The sequence below is a fragment of the Paenibacillus sp. B-A-8 genome (genome assembly GCF_048572915.1).
Lineage (GTDB): Bacteria > Bacillota > Bacilli > Paenibacillales > Paenibacillaceae > Paenibacillus_AQ.
Genome location: NZ_CP183882.1, coordinates 1131919 through 1151045 on the forward strand (window position 1 = coordinate 1131919; position 19127 = coordinate 1151045).

General features: G+C 43.7%; 16 protein-coding genes. 9 read left to right on the forward strand and 7 right to left on the reverse strand.

From position 1 onward, the window contains the following. Positions 1 to 7 precede the first annotated feature (7 nt). Positions 8 to 1075: a GNAT family N-acetyltransferase gene (locus ACN6MV_RS05030; RefSeq protein WP_419885836.1), complete on the reverse strand. Its 1068-nt coding sequence runs from the start codon at positions 1073 to 1075 to the stop codon at positions 8 to 10. A gap of 193 nt (positions 1076 to 1268) precedes the next feature. Between ACN6MV_RS05030 and ACN6MV_RS05035 the strand changes: the two genes are divergently transcribed. Continuing rightward, on the forward strand, positions 1269 to 2747 hold the full coding sequence (locus tag ACN6MV_RS05035; protein ID WP_419885837.1) for a potassium/proton antiporter: 1479 nt from the start codon (positions 1269 to 1271) through the stop codon (positions 2745 to 2747). Positions 2748 to 2935: 188 nt separating this feature from the next. Next, complete coding sequence (locus tag ACN6MV_RS05040) at positions 2936 to 3391, forward strand: Dps family protein (RefSeq protein ID WP_042124459.1); 456 nt, start codon at positions 2936 to 2938, stop codon at positions 3389 to 3391. A gap of 81 nt (positions 3392 to 3472) precedes the next feature. Here the strand turns inward: ACN6MV_RS05040 and ACN6MV_RS05045 are convergent, their stop codons facing one another. Beyond that, positions 3473 to 4177: an AIM24 family protein gene (locus ACN6MV_RS05045; RefSeq protein ID WP_419885838.1), complete on the reverse strand. Its 705-nt coding sequence runs from the start codon at positions 4175 to 4177 to the stop codon at positions 3473 to 3475. A 49-nt stretch (positions 4178 to 4226) separates the two neighbouring features. After that, complete coding sequence (locus tag ACN6MV_RS05050; protein ID WP_419885839.1) at positions 4227 to 4694, reverse strand: hypothetical protein; 468 nt, start codon at positions 4692 to 4694, stop codon at positions 4227 to 4229. Positions 4695 to 4920: 226 nt separating this feature from the next. Between ACN6MV_RS05050 and ACN6MV_RS05055 the strand changes: the two genes are divergently transcribed. The 5 genes from ACN6MV_RS05055 to modB all read left to right on the forward strand — a co-directional run bounded on the left by ACN6MV_RS05055 (position 4921) and on the right by modB (position 9375). Beyond that, complete coding sequence (locus ACN6MV_RS05055; protein WP_419885840.1) at positions 4921 to 5607, forward strand: M50 family metallopeptidase; 687 nt, start codon at positions 4921 to 4923, stop codon at positions 5605 to 5607. A 192-nt stretch (positions 5608 to 5799) separates the two neighbouring features. Then, positions 5800 to 6486, forward strand: coding sequence for a hypothetical protein (locus tag ACN6MV_RS05060; RefSeq protein ID WP_042124468.1), 687 nt, complete (start codon positions 5800 to 5802; stop codon positions 6484 to 6486). Positions 6487 to 6684: 198 nt separating this feature from the next. Further along, positions 6685 to 7650 carry a helix-turn-helix transcriptional regulator gene (locus ACN6MV_RS05065; protein ID WP_042124470.1) on the forward strand — a complete coding sequence of 322 codons (966 nt, stop codon included), beginning with the start codon at positions 6685 to 6687 and terminating at the stop codon, positions 7648 to 7650. Between the two features lie 239 nt (positions 7651 to 7889). Beyond that, on the forward strand, positions 7890 to 8678 hold the full coding sequence (modA, locus tag ACN6MV_RS05070; protein WP_339289392.1) for a molybdate ABC transporter substrate-binding protein: 789 nt from the start codon (positions 7890 to 7892) through the stop codon (positions 8676 to 8678). 34 nt (positions 8679 to 8712) lie between these two features. Beyond that, positions 8713 to 9375, forward strand: coding sequence for a molybdate ABC transporter permease subunit (gene modB / locus ACN6MV_RS05075; RefSeq protein WP_419885841.1), 663 nt, complete (start codon positions 8713 to 8715; stop codon positions 9373 to 9375). A 127-nt stretch (positions 9376 to 9502) separates the two neighbouring features. Here modB and ACN6MV_RS05080 read toward each other — a convergent pair whose 3' ends face one another. The 4 genes from ACN6MV_RS05080 to ACN6MV_RS05095 all read right to left on the reverse strand — a co-directional run bounded on the left by ACN6MV_RS05080 (position 9503) and on the right by ACN6MV_RS05095 (position 12332). Then, the gene (locus ACN6MV_RS05080; RefSeq protein WP_042124475.1) at positions 9503 to 10474 is read right to left on the reverse strand and encodes a substrate-binding domain-containing protein; all 972 of its coding nucleotides are present in this window, start codon (positions 10472 to 10474) and stop codon (positions 9503 to 9505) included. 66 nt (positions 10475 to 10540) lie between these two features. Beyond that, positions 10541 to 11290: a polysaccharide deacetylase family protein gene (locus tag ACN6MV_RS05085; protein ID WP_052414462.1), complete on the reverse strand. Its 750-nt coding sequence runs from the start codon at positions 11288 to 11290 to the stop codon at positions 10541 to 10543. 52 nt (positions 11291 to 11342) lie between these two features. Continuing rightward, positions 11343 to 11873, reverse strand: coding sequence for a class F sortase (locus ACN6MV_RS05090; protein ID WP_419885842.1), 531 nt, complete (start codon positions 11871 to 11873; stop codon positions 11343 to 11345). Positions 11874 to 12017: 144 nt separating this feature from the next. Further along, the gene (locus ACN6MV_RS05095; protein ID WP_052414463.1) at positions 12018 to 12332 is read right to left on the reverse strand and encodes a hypothetical protein; all 315 of its coding nucleotides are present in this window, start codon (positions 12330 to 12332) and stop codon (positions 12018 to 12020) included. Positions 12333 to 12521: 189 nt separating this feature from the next. Here ACN6MV_RS05095 and ACN6MV_RS05100 point away from each other — a divergent pair, with 189 nt between their 5' ends. Both ACN6MV_RS05100 and ACN6MV_RS05105 read left to right on the forward strand, forming a co-directional pair. Continuing rightward, on the forward strand, positions 12522 to 13931 hold the full coding sequence (locus ACN6MV_RS05100) for a deoxyguanosinetriphosphate triphosphohydrolase family protein (RefSeq protein WP_042124479.1): 1410 nt from the start codon (positions 12522 to 12524) through the stop codon (positions 13929 to 13931). Between the two features lie 308 nt (positions 13932 to 14239). Next, positions 14240 to 19012 (forward strand): glycosyl hydrolase, encoded by a 4773-nt coding sequence (locus ACN6MV_RS05105; RefSeq protein ID WP_419885843.1) that lies wholly within the window; start codon positions 14240 to 14242, stop codon positions 19010 to 19012. Positions 19013 to 19127: the final 115 nt, after the last annotated feature.

Consider the following 19127-nt stretch of genomic DNA (forward strand, 5'->3'; position numbering starts at 1 on the left):
GTTGCTTCTAAATAAAATGGAGACCTGACATATAAGGTAAGGGAATTGCCTCTGACTCCCCCGAGGGATCAGAGGTGTGAAGCGGACTCGCTGGATCAAAGAGCAGCGATATCAGCTCCTTGTCGTCCTGGACGGACGACAAGTCGTGACCCTTGCGGCAGCCTTCGGTCTGCCGCAAAAGCGCTGGCCGGTCTGCGATGCAGACCGTCCCGCTGTTCGCGCCGGCGCTTAAGGAGGCGCCGGCCTTACGCAGGAGCGCGAGCAAGCCGCGCTCCTGCCACGGCACTGGCACCTGCAGCGCGCCTACGCCGCCGCACAGTGCCGCCTTAGCCAGCAGCGCCGCTACCGCGCTCGGCTGGCCGGCCCATTCCACCGCCGTCGCCGTGCTCGGTGCGGGCACATCTGCCGCCGCTGGCACAGCCACCGCGGCGAACCCCTCGATGCTGCCGTCCCGAACGGCTACTAGTGTGCGCTGGGTTAAGCCCAGCACACCCGCGTAAGCCTCGGTCCCCAGCAGCAGCGCCAGCTCACCCGGACTATACACATGTCCGGTTTCGCGTTCATTCAGCAGCCGGTTGACGGCGAAGAAGTCGCCCGGCTGCATCGGCCGCAGGGTCCATTCTTCCCCTGCTGCGGCTGCAAGTGCCTGAGCCGAGCCTTCGTTCAGCTCGGCAAATTGCGTACCTCCGAACGGTACGCATCCTGCTCGGGTGTACAGTGAGCGATCACCCGAGACAAAAATCAGCGATGCGCCCGCTTCCGCAGCATGGGCCTGGCATTTCTCTAGTAGCTGACCGGCTAGTCCTTGTCCACGAAATGCAGGGGCGGTGCAGACTGCACCTATGGAAAATACATTCAGAATAGCATCACCAGTTTTGATCGTAGAGGGTACGAGTCCCATGAAAGCTGCAACCGTTCCGTCCTCGGTAATAGCCGCATACGAATGACTGAGTCCCGGGCGGAAAATAAGTGGAAACAGTTCTTTCATTGAAATGGCACCCGGTTCACGAAAGATGGAATCTGCAAGCAGAGCTGCTTGATCCAGCTCCGCAGGTTTAATTAATCTCAATTGCATAACATTCAGCCTCCTATATGTACACACGATGGGGAGAAAGCATTTACATAAAGTATAAGGCCAGGGGAATGAAATCTCCAATCTTGTTTATATTATTCAATGTCTCAAAAGGATATGGATAAGGGTAATAAAGTACATAAATAAGGAAGCTTCTTATATTTTAAGCTAGAAGTGAAAGGGAAGTGAATAATCGGTGTCCCAACTTGCAGATAATATTATATTATTACTGGCTGCGCTCCTGCTTGTAGGCGTATTTTCCACCAAGTTCTCCACTAAATTTGGAATGCCGGCTTTAGTACTGTTCCTTGCTGCGGGTATGGTGCTGAGCCAATTTATTTTTTTTAACAATGCTTCCTTAACACAAATGGCCGGGATCTTCGCACTGGTTGTCATTCTATTCGAGGGGGGGATGCAGACGAATATTAAGGATATTAAGCCTGTTATTCGTCCAGCATTATCCTTATCAACGGTAGGCGTAATAATGACGACAGTCATCGTAGGGGTATTCGCCAAGCTAATTCTCGATGTGTCATGGGCAGAAAGCTTTCTGTTTGGAGCGATCGTTGGATCGACAGATGCGGCTGCAGTCTTCTCGGTTCTTGGCGGTAAGAACATTGATAAACGTTTGACCTCTACGCTAGAAGCGGAATCAGGAAGTAACGATCCAATGGCGGTTTTCTTAACCGTATCGCTGATCGAATGGATACAGCATCCGGATATTGCGATATGGGGGCTTTTGTTGTCTTTTATATGGGAGATGGGAATTGGCTTAGTACTGGGTTTTGTGCTGGGTAAGATCGCAGTTTACTGCATCAATCGAATTAATCTGGATTCAACAGGTCTTTATCCGGTAATGGCTATTGGTTTTGCTGTTCTGACCTATGGTTTATCTGCATGGGTACACAGCAGCGGATTGCTGGCTGTTTATGTTATGGGCCTTACTCTTGGCAATTCCGAGCTCATGTATCACCGTACCATTATGAATTTTAGTCACGGCTTTGCTTGGATGATGCAAATATTCATGTTCATCCTGCTGGGCTTGTTAGTATTTCCTCAGGAACTGGCGGAAGTGGCTTGGCAAGGCATCTTGTTATCCGTCATTCTGATGGTTGTAGCAAGGCCAATCGGTGTATTTATAAGCCTGCATTTTACCAAATTCTCAATTCGTGAAAAGACATTGATTTCTTGGGCCGGACTGCGTGGAGCCGTTCCGATTGTGTTAGCGACTTATCCGCTGCTGGCTGATCTGCCACACGGACGACTATTCTTTAATGTTGTATTCTTTGTCGTGCTGACCTCGGCGGTGATTCAGGGAACTAGTATTTCACCGCTAGCTTCCCGATTGAAGCTTGTGGGGCAAGAAGATTCAGATCAGCCTTCACTGATGGAGCTGGTTGCTCTTGGCAAGACAGACTCGGAGTTCAATCATATTGGAATTAATCCTAATATGCCGATTGCTGGACAGAAAATCTCAGAAATAGGTCTGCCAGACGATATCTTATTTACGGCAATTATCCGCAACAAAAAGATTGTCACCCCTCATGGCAGTACTGTTATTGAGCCTGGGGATACTGTGTATGTACTAAGTCCAAAGAGTAAACGCGATGAGATGAGGGCTTTCTTCCGCAGTAGAAAAGGAAAGACCGCGGAGGAGGATGTTTCTTTAATCTAAAGAAGAGGACCTTTTTTCCAAAGTGTGACACACATAATAGGCCTAATAACATAAGTTGTGCTAGAATCGGCACAATATATATAATCTCCAGAATAGTTGCAAAACGCAAAAGAGTGTGTTAAATTGTATATAGATTTAGAACGAGTCTAAATACAATTACAATAAATGAACCATAGGAGGTTTTATTAATGACAACACAACTAAAGAGCCATACTGAACTGCAAGCTGCATTGAACCGCCAAACCGCAAACTGGTTCCTGCTCGGAGTAAAACTTCATCATTATCACTGGTATGTTAGCGGATCTCAATTCTTTACACTGCATGAGAAGTTTGAAGAGTTATATAATGAAGCTGCAGGTTATGCGGATGATTTGGCTGAGCGTTTGCTTTCTATTGGTGGACAACCAGCCTCCACGATGAAGCAATATCTTGAACTGTCCGACCTACAAGAAGCACGCGGTGGCGAAGATGCTAAGGGTATGGTACTCGAGCTCGTTAGAGACTTTAAGACGGTTGCTAAAGAACTGCAAGAAGCAATTGCAGCTGCAGAAGAACTAGGTGATCAACCAACTGCGGATCTGTTGATTGGCATCAGAAGCAGCATTGAGAAACATGCTTGGATGCTGAATGCTTTTATCGGTTAAGACAATATCCTTATAAGGGATAGAACATACAAAGAGCGCCTGCGTATCGTTAACGCATGGCGCTCTTTCTTTTGAATACTTCTATTTAATAAATACTCCACCAAATGGCACGGCTTCGCGCAGGAATCGTTTAATAATACCATCATCGTTATTATCTCTTTCAAATCGGCGATTCTGGCGTCCAGCTTGAAAAAGCACAGGTCCATGGCCCGTCATCTTCCAGTGATAACTCATATGCTGGCTAGCTAAATGGTTGCCGTAAACGGTAAGCTCCAGCTTCGCGTTCTCAGGATAGGCAATTATGCTGCCTGCATCCACATAGAGTGGATTGTAAGGATGAAGCTCAGCTTCACAAACCGTTCCTTCAGTCAGTATGCCAATGATACCTTTACCTGTAAATTTTACCTTCACAATATCTCTTGTAACGAGCACATTCTTCATACTCAGTACCCGTGTATTCATCGTAACTCCTTCGCTGTAGAAGAAGAGATGTTTAAAGTCGTACAACAAATCGCTCTTACCATCAAGCTGTAGAATCTTTACCCGATAACCCGGTGGAAGGGCGGCGACAAAATGGCAAGGACCAGACATATCTGAACGAATTAACTTGTGCTTGCGATAGATGCCCTTCACATCCATAAATCTGTCTGCTCGTCCAGTGGCAGGCCCTTGATAAGCGATAATTTGCTGTGGGTGCAGCACATGAACCTCTTCCTTCTCCACGAGAGTGAAGGCTACGGCTTGTCCGCTCCCGCTGTCGCTTTCATCTTGGACATCGATGTTCATATTTCATCTCCCTCATGCTGTAGGCGTTAGCTTTACTAAATGTTCAAGATTAGCGCAGACGGTCTCCTTTTCTAGAACGGTGAAGCATGCTGAAACGGATAATCCGGATGAGTATAAAATACCCTAGAATCAGACCGATCCCCGTAAAAATAGTCACTTTAATTTTATGAAAATATTCTTCGCGTGCGGTCCGGTCATTTTGCAATGCATCAACCATCTGCGTCAGTTGGCGATTCTGTTCCTGCAGGGCTTCGTTCTGTGTCCGGTAGGCTTCCATTTCCTGCATGGTATTCGCAAGCTTATCTTTAGCTTGCTGTAGCTCTTCTGCTGTCTGCTGAAATCCTTCTTTCAATTCATTGACTTCGTTTGGAAGCTCAGAGAAACTTTTGAATCCATTATAGATATCACTGAATATATTAGCTTTTGCTACTGGGGCTGGAAGAGCTATGGAAACGGTCAGCAGAAGCAGGAGCGAACATAACAGCTGTAGATATTTACGGTATTTATGTTGTTTCATCTATATAATCACCACCCGATTTAGGCTTTTTATTTCTTTTATTTTAACACAGCTTGACAGCTTCTGACAGCGTACGCTAAGCGTGAATGGTGTATCTAGTGTCAGTAATATTTGCCTGCTAGAAATGATTTTGCACTTCCGTATAGAGCTCTATTTGGCTGAGTCTTCATGATTGAGAAGAGGGACTATTTATCGTATACTTTGGACGGGAAGGGGCTGCTGCGAAGTGAATAAATGGCTTAAGACAATGTTATTTTTGGTCGGATCTGCTTTTTTGACGAGGTTGATTCCGTTCTCATCTTTGTTTCGGAATTTAGACACGATGATACATGAATTTGGTCATGCGCTGGTGACTTTACTGTTGTCAGGCAGTGTGCTGCGGATTGAGCTATACGCGGACCATAGCGGTGTCACTTATTCAGCTATTCAAGATGGAGGCAGAGCGATTCTGGTATCGCTGTCCGGTTATTTGCTGGCATCCTTATTCGCATTGCTGCTCTTCTATTTCTATAGTAAAGGACGGCATGACTGGGGTCTTATCTTGGCTACTACGGTTGCATTGATGATGCTGTTAATGTACGTTCGGGGAAGCTTCGGAATGATGTGGTTGAGTGGGTTTATTGCGCTGAACGTTTTAATGCTGGTGGTTTGGAAAAAGGCCAGCAAATTTTATTATCTGTTATTAGCTTTTTTGACCTTGGAAGAGTCTGTAATGGGGAGTTTATTTCTGGTATACGCCGCCGTTGTATCCCCGTCTCGCGCGGGAGATGCCAGTAATCTGGCAAGGATGACTTCGGTGCCGGCCATATTTTGGGCAATCCTATTTTTTATGTTTTCTCTGCTTTGCGCCAAATGGGCGCTGGGCCTATTTTTTAAGCGGGAACGAGTGCAGCCTAAACTTCAGAGCCGTTAAAGATAAAAAGCTTAAAATTTTCGTCATAAACAGACAAAAGGGGTTATTTTTGTGAGAGTCAGTCTACTTAGTATGTAGAATGGCTCTTTTTTTGTCGATAATATAGAACCGAACATACATTCCATGACATGGAGTTGTCCGCCATTATTGGTACATTAATAGAAGACCCAAAAAAAGAAAGAGGTGGAAAATATGATGGAAAGTATTCATCCTACATTTACGTGGGGTCAAGATCGTATTTTTGCAGGTGGCAATCGCGATGCTGTTTTGCTTGTCGAATGGAAAGGAAATATGCCTTCAGAACATAGCCGACCTATGAGCCATAAGGTGGTAGCACGTGATATTGAACTACAAGTTTGGCTTGAGCCGCATCTAACTTTTAAGCGCTGTTATGGATGTGAGATGGAGGCTGGAGAAGGTCATTCGCTCTTGCTTAAACTTGGCAAAATAAAAACAGGACAACGCAAATTCATAGGGCTGGAGTTCAGTACCTCTAGTTCTGTAGCCGGTAAATATGAGGCGCTCTCCCTACAGTGGAAGTATAAAAAGCCAACTGTAGAGCGTGTTCGTGAACTCCCTGTGAAGGTGCTTGAGCTGGAGTACGCGCATCATACCCGCATTCTGAGCGATACTTGCTGCTTTTATGTTGAGAAGCATCTGGAACTGCTAAAGACGTCTGAAACGGTTGAGGAGGCTGCTGCGTTACGAAATAAAGGACAGTATAGTGAAGCTCGGGAGAAGCTCAATCGTCATGCGGATAAGCTTTTGCTGCTCGCGGTACGCTCTGGAGATCCTTTGCTGCTGAAAGAGGCTGAAATGTTGTATAAGCAGATAGGTTTCGAGCATCAGCTTCGTAGTAAAGCCGTTGGTGGTATTTAATATAGGACATGCTGATCGGGGATGCACATAAACGAAAAAAGACCTATACATAAATTGGATTTTCAAGCGGATTCGGCGGAAAATATTCAGAAGAATTGTAATATAAAATGTGGTAACATAGTAAAAAAGTTCTATCACAATTTACTTTTTTTCATAAAATAATGGGTCTATTTAACCATAAATCAAGGGGAACTGAATATGACAGACCGATTAATCCGACTGATGCGCATTATTACACTTGTTCAAGCCAAGCCAGGGATATTAGCCCGTGAATTGGCGGAACGCTGCGGCAACAGCGAGAGAACGATATACCGGGATATGGACGCGCTTAGCGCCATGCATATTCCCATAACCCACCTGGGGCATGGAAAAGGTTATGCTTTTATTGGGAATTTTGCACTCTATCCCTTGGATTGGTCGGAAGAAGAAGCAACCGCATTTTCGCAATTACGCTATATTATGAAAGATATAAAACCGGTACTACCTATAGATTTTGAAAGCGCGTATGAAAAAGTAGTCGCAGCTGAATATAAACGGAAGGCGGAAAGAGAAGAAACAATAGAACGTGCAAGAAGAGAAGTAGGGGTGGGGTGGGCAGAAAGGAACAGTTCGCAGATGGAACAACACTCTTTTCTTACTCCGATCCTGGAGGCTTTATTAAAGCAAAAGAGTATACAAGCGAATTATAGTGAAAATGCATTAGAAGAGAAAGGGATCACTATTGATCCTTATTGTCTGGTCCCGCTGGAAAGTCGTTTTCATCTCATAGGATTTTGTCATCGCCAGGGTGTTATTCGTACATATCATATCAACGATTTTTCTAATGTGAAGCCATTAAATCGTTTTTTTTCGAAGGAAGCATTTGATGTGCAAGCCTTTATGAAGCAGAAATGGTCACTCGATCGGGATAGTTTACAGGTAGAATTCAAAGTGAAATTCTCAGAACGGATAATGGAAGGAATTAAGAAGGACGAATTGCCTTTTAAGCCAAGTAAAGTGGATCGTCAAGCTAGATGCTTTCACTTTAAGGTTTCAGTGGAACAAGATATAGGATTTGTCCGCTGGATTAAGAGATTTGAAGAGGAAGCGGAAATCATTGAACCGTACTATTATCGTGAAGTAATCAGGCAGCAGTTGGAAAAATGGAGTTCGCACTATAAATAGTGATACGCTCATTTGACCTTCGTTCAATTCGAAAGATGGGGTGCTTGTGCAACCATTTAAATGGTTGCCGGAGGCATCCTTTTTTTGCGAGTAGGTCGAAGATGTAAACCTTTATAACTCTCTAATCATAACAATATATAACTAAACATAACTAAACACAACTCAATCTATAGAAAATCGAAAAAACGTATGCTAGAATAGCATCTACATATATACATATGAAAATGGGAGGAATGGAAATGTTTAAGAAATGGTCAATCCGGATCTTTGGCGCATTAGCAATTTTTTTGGTTGTGAATTTATCTGCGAGCGCAGTGGTAGAGGTAGAGGCAGCCGCCAAGAAGACAGAGATTATAGTATCGGCTGCAGCCAGCTTGCAGGATAGTTTAGATAAAATGGCGCTTCTCTATGAGAAGAAGCATCCCGATATTGATTTGGTCTTTAATTATGCTGCATCCGGCACATTACAGAAGCAGATTGAACAAGGTGCTCCGGCTGATCTATTCTTCTCTGCCGGGGATAAACAGATGAATGCGTTAGTGGATGCTGGACTGATCTCTGACCATAAGGTGCTGCTTAAGAATCAGTTGGTTCTGGTCGTCCCTTCGAATTCAAAAGCTTCATTAAATACGATCACTCAGCTTACGGACAAATCGTTTAAGAAGATAGCGGTAGGACAGCCTGAATCTGTACCCGCAGGTCAATACGCTCAGCAATCGTTAACTGCGAAGAAGGTATGGGATACGCTGCAGAACAAGCTTGTATTCGCGAAGGATGTCCGTCAGGTTCTTTCTTACGTCGAAACGGGGAATGTCGATGCAGGCTTTGTCTATAAGACAGATGCATTGACTTCAAAGAAGACGAAAATTGCTCTTACCGTGGGTCCGCATGTTCACAAAGCCATTAATTATCCGGCAGGTATCGTGAAGAATTCGAAGAATCAGAAGGAAGCTAAGGAATTTTACAGTTATCTTCAGAGCAAGGAAGCCAGTGATATTTTTACAAGCTATGGCTTCTTGCTTCCTTAATATGAAATCATGAGTAGAATCGGGGTGAATAAGGATGGAAATAAACTGGACTGATTTCTTCGCCCCGGTATGGCTTTCCGTTAAAATATCAGTAATTACCAGTATTATTGTGTTCATTCTGGCAACAGCTGCAGCGAAGGCTATGGCAGGTCGGAAATTCCCAGGTTATACCTTGGTCGAGACTGTAATGCTACTCCCTCTCGTATTGCCGCCGACCGTTGTAGGATTTGTTCTGTTGGTCGTTTTAGGTCGACGCAGCTGGATTGGCAGATGGTATGAACAGATGACGGAGCATACGATTCTCTTCACATGGGGGGCTGCGGTTATCGCCGCGGTTGTTGTAGCCTTTCCTCTCGTCTACCGTACGGTGAAGGCGGGCTTTGAAGGCGTGGAAGCGGATCTTGAAGATGCGGCGCGTGCACAGGGAGCGAGTGAACTTCAGGTACTGCGATATGTCACATTGCCCCTTGCAGGTCGCTCACTAGCTGCAGGGTATGTGCTGGGTTTTGCTAGAGGGCTAGGAGAATTCGGTGCTACGATCATGGTAGCTGGTAATATTCCTGGCCGTACACAGACTGTTCCTACAGCGATCTATGTCGCGGTGGATGGCGGCAACATGACGCTTGCTTGGATGTGGGTGTGCTCCATCATTGTTATGTCTGCTGTGATGTTGATGTTTGTGAACCGGCGTACTTAATTTGGGGCGTGAGAAGTGGCTCCGCGAACGGACTGTTAATCCATCATTCATTAGAAAAATAAAGGAGCTATTCTCCGGTAATTTGGAGAATAGCTCCTTTATACTTTTAACGGATGTACCCTTTTTATCAAGTCTCGTAAATAATCGTCCCTGTTTCCGTGAGATCGTATCCGTGAATGGACCCAAGCTCACTTTGAAAGGCTGGCGAGCGCAAAATATCAATCACGGCGGTGATCCACTGCTCATGCTCCGGTTTCTTTAGCATTACGAGATCATAACACTCTTGAATCAAGGGGATGAAATCAATGCCGTCGACAATTTTGGCAGCTTTTTCGGTACCGATGGCCACATCGGCTTCTCCTCGTGCCACTTTACCAGCGACCGCTAAATGGCTATTCTCTTCCTGCTCATATCCAGATAGGCTTGCAGCAGGAATGCCGTGCAATCGAAGTTGTTCATCCAATAAGACGCGTGCGCCTGCGCCTCGTTCTCTATTGATCAGTGTAAGTCCATCCTGTTGGAGATGAGACCACTCATGGAGACCTCTAGGGTTTCCCTTTTGAACATATAATCCTGCACTCCGAGTCAACAGACGGACTACAACATAAGGGAAGCCCACAAGTATTTTACGGATATAGGGAAGGTTATATTCTCCAGTATCGCCGTCGAGCAGATGAGTACTAACGATGTCCGATTCTCCATGATACATGGCAATTAAACTATCGAGACTGCCCGCGTAGGAACGAAGTGGGCGCTCAGTAGGCAAGGAACGTTCCAAATATGTGGCTAGAATATCGAGTGACATATCCTGACCCGTAATCACGAGGCTCTGTCCTGCAGCTTTACTGTTAACGTGGCCAGAATGTGAGGCAACTTGAGTTAGATTCGCCCCAGCAAAAGTCAGTGGTAATGTCGATGGGGCAATGCCACTCCGGGTATTTTGTTTGTAAGCTTCTAAATCGGATTGATCGACTCGCATCTGTTTTCCTACACGGTAGGAGGGAAGCTCCCCTTTTTTGATCAGGTCATATACTTTTAATTTAGAGATCTTTAGTAAGCGTGCGATTTCCTCAGCCGTATAGGATGTATTATCAGACATGATAAAAGCCTCCAGAACTTCATAATAGGACAAGACTACCTTATTTTGAAGTCCTGTGCAATTAGGCTATTGTGGTTTACCCGCCTGCTGTGTGTTGGATAATTTGATCAATTCTGATACGGTGACAAATCGATAACCTTGCTTTTCTAATTCCGGTAAAATAATTTTAAGCGCTTCTCTGGTCTGAGATTGACCATGTACATGGTCATGAAACAGAACGATGTCGCCATTATGTGCATTTCGAATAACCTTATTCGCGATACTCTGAACCCCAGGGCGATTCCAGTCCCGTGTATCCTGATGCCAGGACCATAAAATAGGCTTTAATCCCATATTATTCGAAATATCAACTAGTGTCTCATCATACATTCCACCTGGAGGTCTGAACAAAGAGCTATGCTTTCCAGAGACCTTTATAATTTCTTCCTCAGTTAATTTCAGCTCTCGCTCAAACTGGGCCTTATTAATAGGTTTTCTAAAATAAACGTGATTGTAGGTATGGTTAGCTAATTCATGCCCTTCGGAAATGACTCGTTTCGCCACATCTGGATATGTTGCAATTCTTTTTCCAATAGCAAAAAAGGTGCATTTTGCATGATATTGACTCAATACCTTTAATATTTGATCGGTTTCAGAAGGGTCAGGACCGTCATCAAACGTCAATGCAATCACTTTTTGGTTAGTATGTACTTCCCAAATCATGTCTCCTCTTTTTTCGTAGTAGTCGCGGTTTTTACTTGGGCTACCTAGAGCAGAGTTCGTGAAGCATAACAAGAGAGAGAGGGTAGTCATCATAATTTTGCTGCTAGTTTTCATGAATTCACCTGTTTTTTTTATTTTAGAATGCTCCTTTGAATGGTCAAAATATTCATAGTTTCAGTTTTGCAAAGACAATCAGCCTTTTTTCATGTTCTTTCTTCTTTCTGCTATATCTGCCTGTGCAAGTAATAAGATTCATTCTAGCTTCAGTAGACTTTCCGAAAATTCGTTCCAAGGGTGCTTCAGCAGTATTGAAGATTTCTACAGACTCTACAATATAAGTTAGTTTTCGTCCGTCTGAATTAGAGACGGTAATTTCATCGCCATGCTTGAGCTTTTTGAGTTTGAAAAAGACAGCTGGACCTATATAACTGTCCACATGTCCGTCTATAATTACATTGCCCTTTGCACCTGGCAAAATTCCTGGGTATAGAATTCCGGCAATATTGGTGTCTGTAGGGACGTCCATTTGTCCATCAGAGAGCAAAGTAACCGGTTCTATTTTGGCGCTTACCTTAATCGCTGGAATGTTTAGCTGAGTAGGCATAATAGGTTTGGGTAATGATGGTTTAATATTAATATCATTCTTTCGAATAGCTGTAGTAGGAGTTATTATCATTTCTTGTTGCTTTGTTTGCAACGGCTTAGTTTCTGGACTGCTTTCCTGTGAGTGTGAGTCATTACAACTGGCAGTGGTTAAAGTGATGACAATCAAGATTAATGAATATATCCATTTTTTCATGTTTAAGAAAAGAAAGAGGGGATTCCCCCTCTTTCATCCTCCCTATTCAGTTTGTTCGCTAGCACCGCCGTGGCCTGTTTTTGGCATTTTAGTTGCTTTCATTTGAATGCTTTTAGTTTTAATGCTTTTTGCTTTTAAGCTCTTAGCCTTCATGCTCTTTGCATGAATTCCTTTAGTGGAGTGACTCTTCATATTCATTTTCTTTTCATGCATTTTATGTTCTTTTTCTTTCTTTATTTTCTCAGCATGTACTTTTTTCTCATGTTTCGTTTCGACTGGTGCAGCGGAAGCCGCAGAAGCAACGGATAGCATTAAGCAAGTGGATAAAAGAGCTACGGACAATTTCTTCATAATCATTTAGTGGATTCCTCCTAGATGTTTTTTCCCTACGAAGATTAATATCTCCATTTCAGTTGCTTTTAGATTGGTGGATTACTTCCATTGGAGTTTGGGATTGGCATAGCAATTGTATTTTGATGTGAAAATTGTTATGAAAATGCCTTATAATGAAGTTCAATATACAGACATTTGGTTAGGGGTGGGATTATGACACTTATTGAGAAAAGAGAACACCGGCAGTATCCGGAAATTACCCGCCTAGAAACGTCGAGAGCTGCTTATGAGCGTGATTACTCACGCTTGATTCATTCGCCTACTTTTCGTAGGCTGCAAGGCAAATCTCAAGTGTTCGGGGCTGGCACGGGTGATTATTACCGGACACGCCTAACTCATTCACTTGAAGTCGCACAAATTGCTCGAGAGGCAGCGAAAAGTCTGCTTAGATCTTACCCAGAGGTGGAGACAAGTAAGGCGGAGAATCCGGGGCTTGTTATAGATCCAGAGGTCGTAGAATGCGCGGCCATAGCACACGACTTTGGTCATCCGCCCTTCGGTCATAAAGGGGAAGAGGTGCTAGATAGCATACTGGAGCAGCTAATTGAAAAAAAGACGAATGAGGCTGCACAACAAGCTGGTGCAACGGGTGCTGATAAGTTGTTCATTCATGAGCAGATGAAGCAGCGCTATGAACATTTTGAAGGCAACGCTCATAACTTTCGATTGATTATGTTTCTAGAGAAGCGTGAGAACATTGATGGACTAAATCTGTCGGATGCCGTGCTCCTCGGAGTTAACAAATATCCTTTTCCCGGCACCTCGTTAAAAAAGGGGATGTACCTTCATGAGTGGGCATATATTTCGGAGATTCGCAAAGAGTGGGGAATCCCGGCAGGGAAGAAAACGTTGGAAGCTCAACTGATGGACCTTTGCGACGATATCGCCTATTCTGCACATGATTTGGAGGATGGAATTAAGGCTGGAAAGATTGAAGTGCATGAACACTTTATGCATGATTCCTATATTCAACGACTAATCGTGGAGAAGATCACAACGTTAGAGGATTTCTTTTGGAAGGGTTGGGAGGAGGAAGGTATTCGCGCTAAGGTTGAAGAGGTGCTTAGTTCATTTCTTAGAGTATGGATGGAAAAGATGCCAACTTGCGAGAATGACTATTCCAGAACTCGGCGTGAAGTTAAGGCTTATTGGGTAAGCACCTTTGTTGCAAGTTTAGGTGTGATTCCTGATGGAGACTGGAAGAAGGTCACCTTTATAAAGGAAGGAAAAGAAGATGAGGATATGCTGCGGACCGTAAGCGTGCTGAAAAGCTTTGCTTGGGTTACGATGATTCGTGATCTACGTGTGCAGCGGCTACAGAAGCGTAGTGAGTGGATTTTACGCCGTTTATGGGGAGCTTTTCTTGATCCGCAGACGTCCAAAGCCATTATTCCCTCAGATTGGCTGCAACGCTTCGAGAAAGATCAGAAACAAGCCAATCCCATCTGGACTTGGGAACATATGGTGATTGATTATATCGCAGGGATGACGGATGCCTTTGCTGAAAAAATATATAATGAGCTATATGGATTGAAAGTCGGATCGATTTATGATTTGGATTAAATAAAGGTGAAGATTAAAGCAGGTCTCCAATGAATTGGAGACCTGCTTTTTTGTCTTTTGGTGAACCATATATATTTTGTTAGTATTTTGTTAGCTATTCTTTAAATGTATAAATGCCAATTAACCCGCTTAACGACTCTATTTTCTAACAAAACTATTATTTTTGTGAATAAGTTATTGTTAATATAGGTGTTTGGTGCTAATATAATAACTAAATTGTTATTGGAAATAAATTGGGAGGTTGATAAAGAAGTCGAGTTTTGTACTTGAACAAAATGAAAACCTTTACAAAACAGGAGGTAAATTGAATGAAGAGGTTCAAAAAAAGCTTGATTCTATTTCTTACAGCAATAATGCTTGTTACAATGGCTGCACCTGCGTTAGCTAACGGAAAAACAAAAGAAAACCTCAAGACGCACTGGGCTGGAGAAAGTGTAGATAAGTGGCAAGGTAACGGTGTTGTTCAAGGTTATCCGGACGGTTCTTTTAAGCCGGATCATAAAGTTACGCGTGCTGAGCTTGTAAGTATCATTAATAAGCTATTTGGATTTAGCACTCTTTCGGAAACGTCATTCTCGGATGTGCCTGCTAAAGCTTGGTATGCAAGCGCTTTATCTATTGCGAAACAAGCTGGTTATTATAAAGGTTTTCCTGACAATAAAGCGAAAGCGGATGCTGAAGTCACTCGTCAAGATGCCGCAACATTACTTGCTTCTGTTTTTTCACTGGAGCCAGGGACTAAAGCGAGTACATTTGCAGATCAAGCATCCATCAGCGTTTATGCTAAAGATGCGATCGGGGCATTGAGCGGAATTCTATCCGGCTATCCAGACGGTACATTTCGTCCAAACGACTCGATTACAAGAGCAGAGGTAGTTACTATCGTGGACAGATTGGTTAGCGGATACTACAATACAGCGGGTACATTCACTGGAGGAGATATCCAAGGGAATGTTGTCATAAACCGTAGTGGGGTTGAACTTAAGAATGCGGCTGTCTCAGGTAATCTTTATTTAACCTCCGGGATAGGTAATGGTGAGGGTGTTTTAGAGGATGCAACTGTGAAAGGTAATGTTTTTGTATCTGGTGGTGGAGAGCATTCGATTCATTTGAAAAACTCTAAATTGGCTTCTGTAAAAGTGAATCGTCCTGAAGGGAAAGTACGGGTCGTTGTAGATGGCGGGACAGTAATCACTCAGTTGACTATTGATAGCGTTTCAATTATAGAAGTAGGTTCAGGTTCTATAATTGATCAGCTTGTGATTGGTAGTGCTGCTACGGGAACATTGATTACAACTAAAGGTACCATTAGTAAGCTTGTAGTAGGTGCTTCCTCTGTTGTCTTTAATGGAGTGACTTTAGTAGCGGGAACATACACTGTGAAGGATGGAGTTCTTGTTGGACAAGGAACAAGCACGCCAGCACCTGGTGGCTCAGGGGGTACGGGTATAGCGCCTACAGCAACACCAGTACCGACGATTACTCCAGAACCTACGGCAACAGTTGCTCCAACGGCAACACCGGAAGCTGGAATTCATATCGTTGACGTTGATGCATCGGCCGCTACCAAATCGCTGTTTGCTTATCTGGACAGCATGAGCGGCAAACAGATCATGTTCGGGCATCAGCATGATACTACTGTCTCTTTTGCTGGTAAGGATAAGAATGGAAATGTTATTTCTGACGTATACAGCTCCACCGGTGATTATCCTGCAGTTTTTGGTTGGGATACACTTAGCTTAGATGGATATGAGAATCCTCCTGGAGTTAGCGGAGATTATGAAGCGAGTAGATTAGGACTATCCGCTGCCATGAAGCAGGCACATGATTTGGGTGGTATTGTTACGCTAAGTACACATCCTTATAACATGGTGACGGGTGGAGATTTTAAGGATACTAGTAATACTCCGGGAGCGAGTCATTCGGTGGTATCGCGTATATTGCCGGGCGGAGATAAGAATGGAGAGCTTAATAAATACCTCGATCGTATCGCTAATTTTGCCAATAATCTAAAAGATGATGAGGGCGACCTGATTCCAGTCCTGTTCCGACCTTTCCATGAACAAAACGGAGGCTGGTTCTGGTGGGGTGCGGCTACAACGACGAAGAGTGAATACGCGGAACTGTACAGATATACAGTTGAATACCTGCGTGATGTTAAAGGCGTTCATAACTTCCTTTATGTCTTCTCACCAAACGGATCTTTTAACGGAAATGAAAGCGAATATTTAACGACTTATCCAGGTGATCAATTTGTTGATATTCTTGGAATGGACCAGTATGACAATAAGGATAATGCCGGTTCGGAAGCTTTCCTGGGTGGTCTTGTTAAAGACCTTAAGATGATTTCTCAGCTTGCTCAAGACAAAGGTAAGATTGTTACCCTATCTGAATATGGTTATAGTGCAGCTGGTATGAAAACAACAGGCAATAATGAGCTGGAATGGTTCACTAAAGTATTGAATGCGATCAAGGCTGACCCTGATGCGGCAAAAATATCGTATATGCTGACTTGGGCAAACTTCGGTGAAGGTAATAATCTGTATGTTCCTTATAAGAGTGTTCCTAACAAAGCAGATCATGAGTTGCTTCCCGATTTTGTGAATTTCTATAAAGATGATTTCACGGCATTTGCGAGTGATGTGAAGGATGATAATAAGTACAATCTCGAGGTTGAAGTAGCAGGAAAGAAACCTTTCATGCACATCGTAACTCCAAATAATATCAGTACAATAACAGATGCCGTAACCGTCATTCGGGCCAAGGTATTAAATGCAGTGCCTAGCAAAGTGACTTATACTGTGGCTGATTCTGGAGTAGAGGTGGAAATGACGCTAGGTGCGGATGGTTACTATAGCGCTTCATGGCAGCCAGACGCTGGTCTCAACGGCAGTTCAACTGAGATTACAGTGAGAGCATACGGAACCGGAGATGCTACTCTTACGCAAACTAACTCCGTATTCTTAAAAATCAAAGAAGTGCCAATAAAAGTGATTACTTTTGATACGGAGAAGGATTTGGAGCAAATCCAAAACAATGGTACTTGGTCTGGGCTTACAAATAACGCAGAAACGATCAAGACTGTATTACAACATGCGTCACTTGATGCTGACGGTAAGCTCGTTATTAACATTACAGAAGGGCTATCCGCCGAGGATACTTGGCAGGAATTGAAGCTACAATTGAATGATCTGGCGCTGGATGGAGTAGATCTCTCCCAAGTTACACGTGTGAAGTTCACAGTGTTGATTCCGGAGACTGCACAAAATGGCGCTAACAATGCTGCGGTACGCAGTGTGATTCAGTTGCCGCCAGATTGGGATACGAAGTATGGCATGGACTCATCCTATAAATCTTTGTCCGATTTAGAGAAAGTTATCGTAGATGGAACACAATATTATAAATTTGATGTTTCGATTGATCTGGATAATGCCGCTAAATCAGCGGAAGCGACAGGACTAGCAATATCTATTGTTGGCAGTGGTTTGGAAGTCGAAGGTGAATTGCCAATCTACGTAGATCAAATCGGTCTTTATAATACGTATACTGCTCCTGTTGCTGATAAGGCGCTGGTGGATAATTTTGAAGCTTATGGCTCCAGTAATGAAGCTTTAGCAGCGAAATATCCTAAGGCTGGTGGAGATGATGTGAGCGTATCTTTAAGTACTGAGCATAAAGCATCCGGGGATTACGGGATGCAGTTGCACTATACGATTAATAATGCAGGTTATACCGGAGTAGGTAAAAGTCTTGGTTCATTGGACTGGTCCGACTATAATGCACTCAGTATGTGGGTAGCTTCTGATGGAGACAACGCTTATGCTGAGAAAGGTGAGCCGCTTAAGCTAGTAGTACAGCTTGTCATTGATGGAGGATATTTCGAAGCTTATCCGGTCATTAATCCTGACAAGAACGGTAAAATAGTACTAAGTCTGAAGAATTTGACTGAGATGAGCTGGGGAAAAGCCGGAGAGCTTACTCAGGAAAGACTGAAGCAAGTTCAGAGCTTCAATTTGTATGTGAATGCGATGGACGGACAGAGCCACGAAGGTTCGCTTTACTTTGATGATATTCAAGCGGTTTATGATGGGACACTTCCGGATATGTCGGAAGAAGGAAATGGAGGCTCACAGGGACATGCGCCTGGCGTATTATACGCCTTCACTAAACAATCTGATATTGCAGGGTGGGTTATAGACCACTCGTCTGCCAATGCTCAGCTTCCAGTATTTGATGCCAATGAAGAAGCGGTAGGTGTACAATTCGATTTGATTAATACCGGTAATAATGCAAATGGCAGCTCCAAAGAATCCTTTGAACTTGCTATTAATCCTGAGAAGCTAAATATCACAGGGTTGGATTCAATCAGTGCTAAGATTAAGCTTTCGGGTGGTACAGCTAAAGCGCGTCTGTTCATCAAGACAGGTGCGGACTGGAAATGGACCGATAGTGGCAATCCTGTTCTTGTAGATTCAACGGGTTATACGACATTATCTATCTCACTACCGACCGCAGGAGTAGACTTGGCTGCTGTGAAGACGATTGGGATTATCATTGAAGAAGTTTCCAATGATGGAGGAACTTCGAATCTATATCTGAAGGAAGTATCTCTGGAGAAAGCTGTCCCAGCTGTTCATTATGGCTTCGAAACAGGAAATGAAGGCTGGTCCTTGAATTCTGGTTCAGCTACAGTATCTTCTGATGTGTATGCGGAAGGGAAGCAATCTTTGAAACTTGATTTCACATGGAACGGAGAGGATAAAGATCCTTTTATAGCAGTCTCAAAAGCAGCTGCTCTTGATCTGAGCTCATTCTCTAAGCTTGCTGCTAAAATTAGAATCGTCTCCGATCATCCTGACGTACAAGCTAAGCTGTATCTTCAATTAGGAGGCTATGCAGTATGGGTAGATTCGGGTGCTAAGATAGCTTCTCAAGATGGATTCACGGAGTTCACAATTGATCTCAGCAATCTATCTCTTGCGAATTTGAAAAAAGTAGACGCTATTGGCATTCAGTTTGTTACACCTTCTACAGCTGGTACGGCTACAGCTTATATTGACGAGATTATAGCTTCTAAATAAGAGCACTGCGATTTATGTGTGAAATAAGGGTCCCTGCTATCCATTAGGATTGTCCTAATGGATAGCAGGGACTGTTTCGTATGGTTAGTTTATAGCTAAGCTCTCTTTAAGTGTG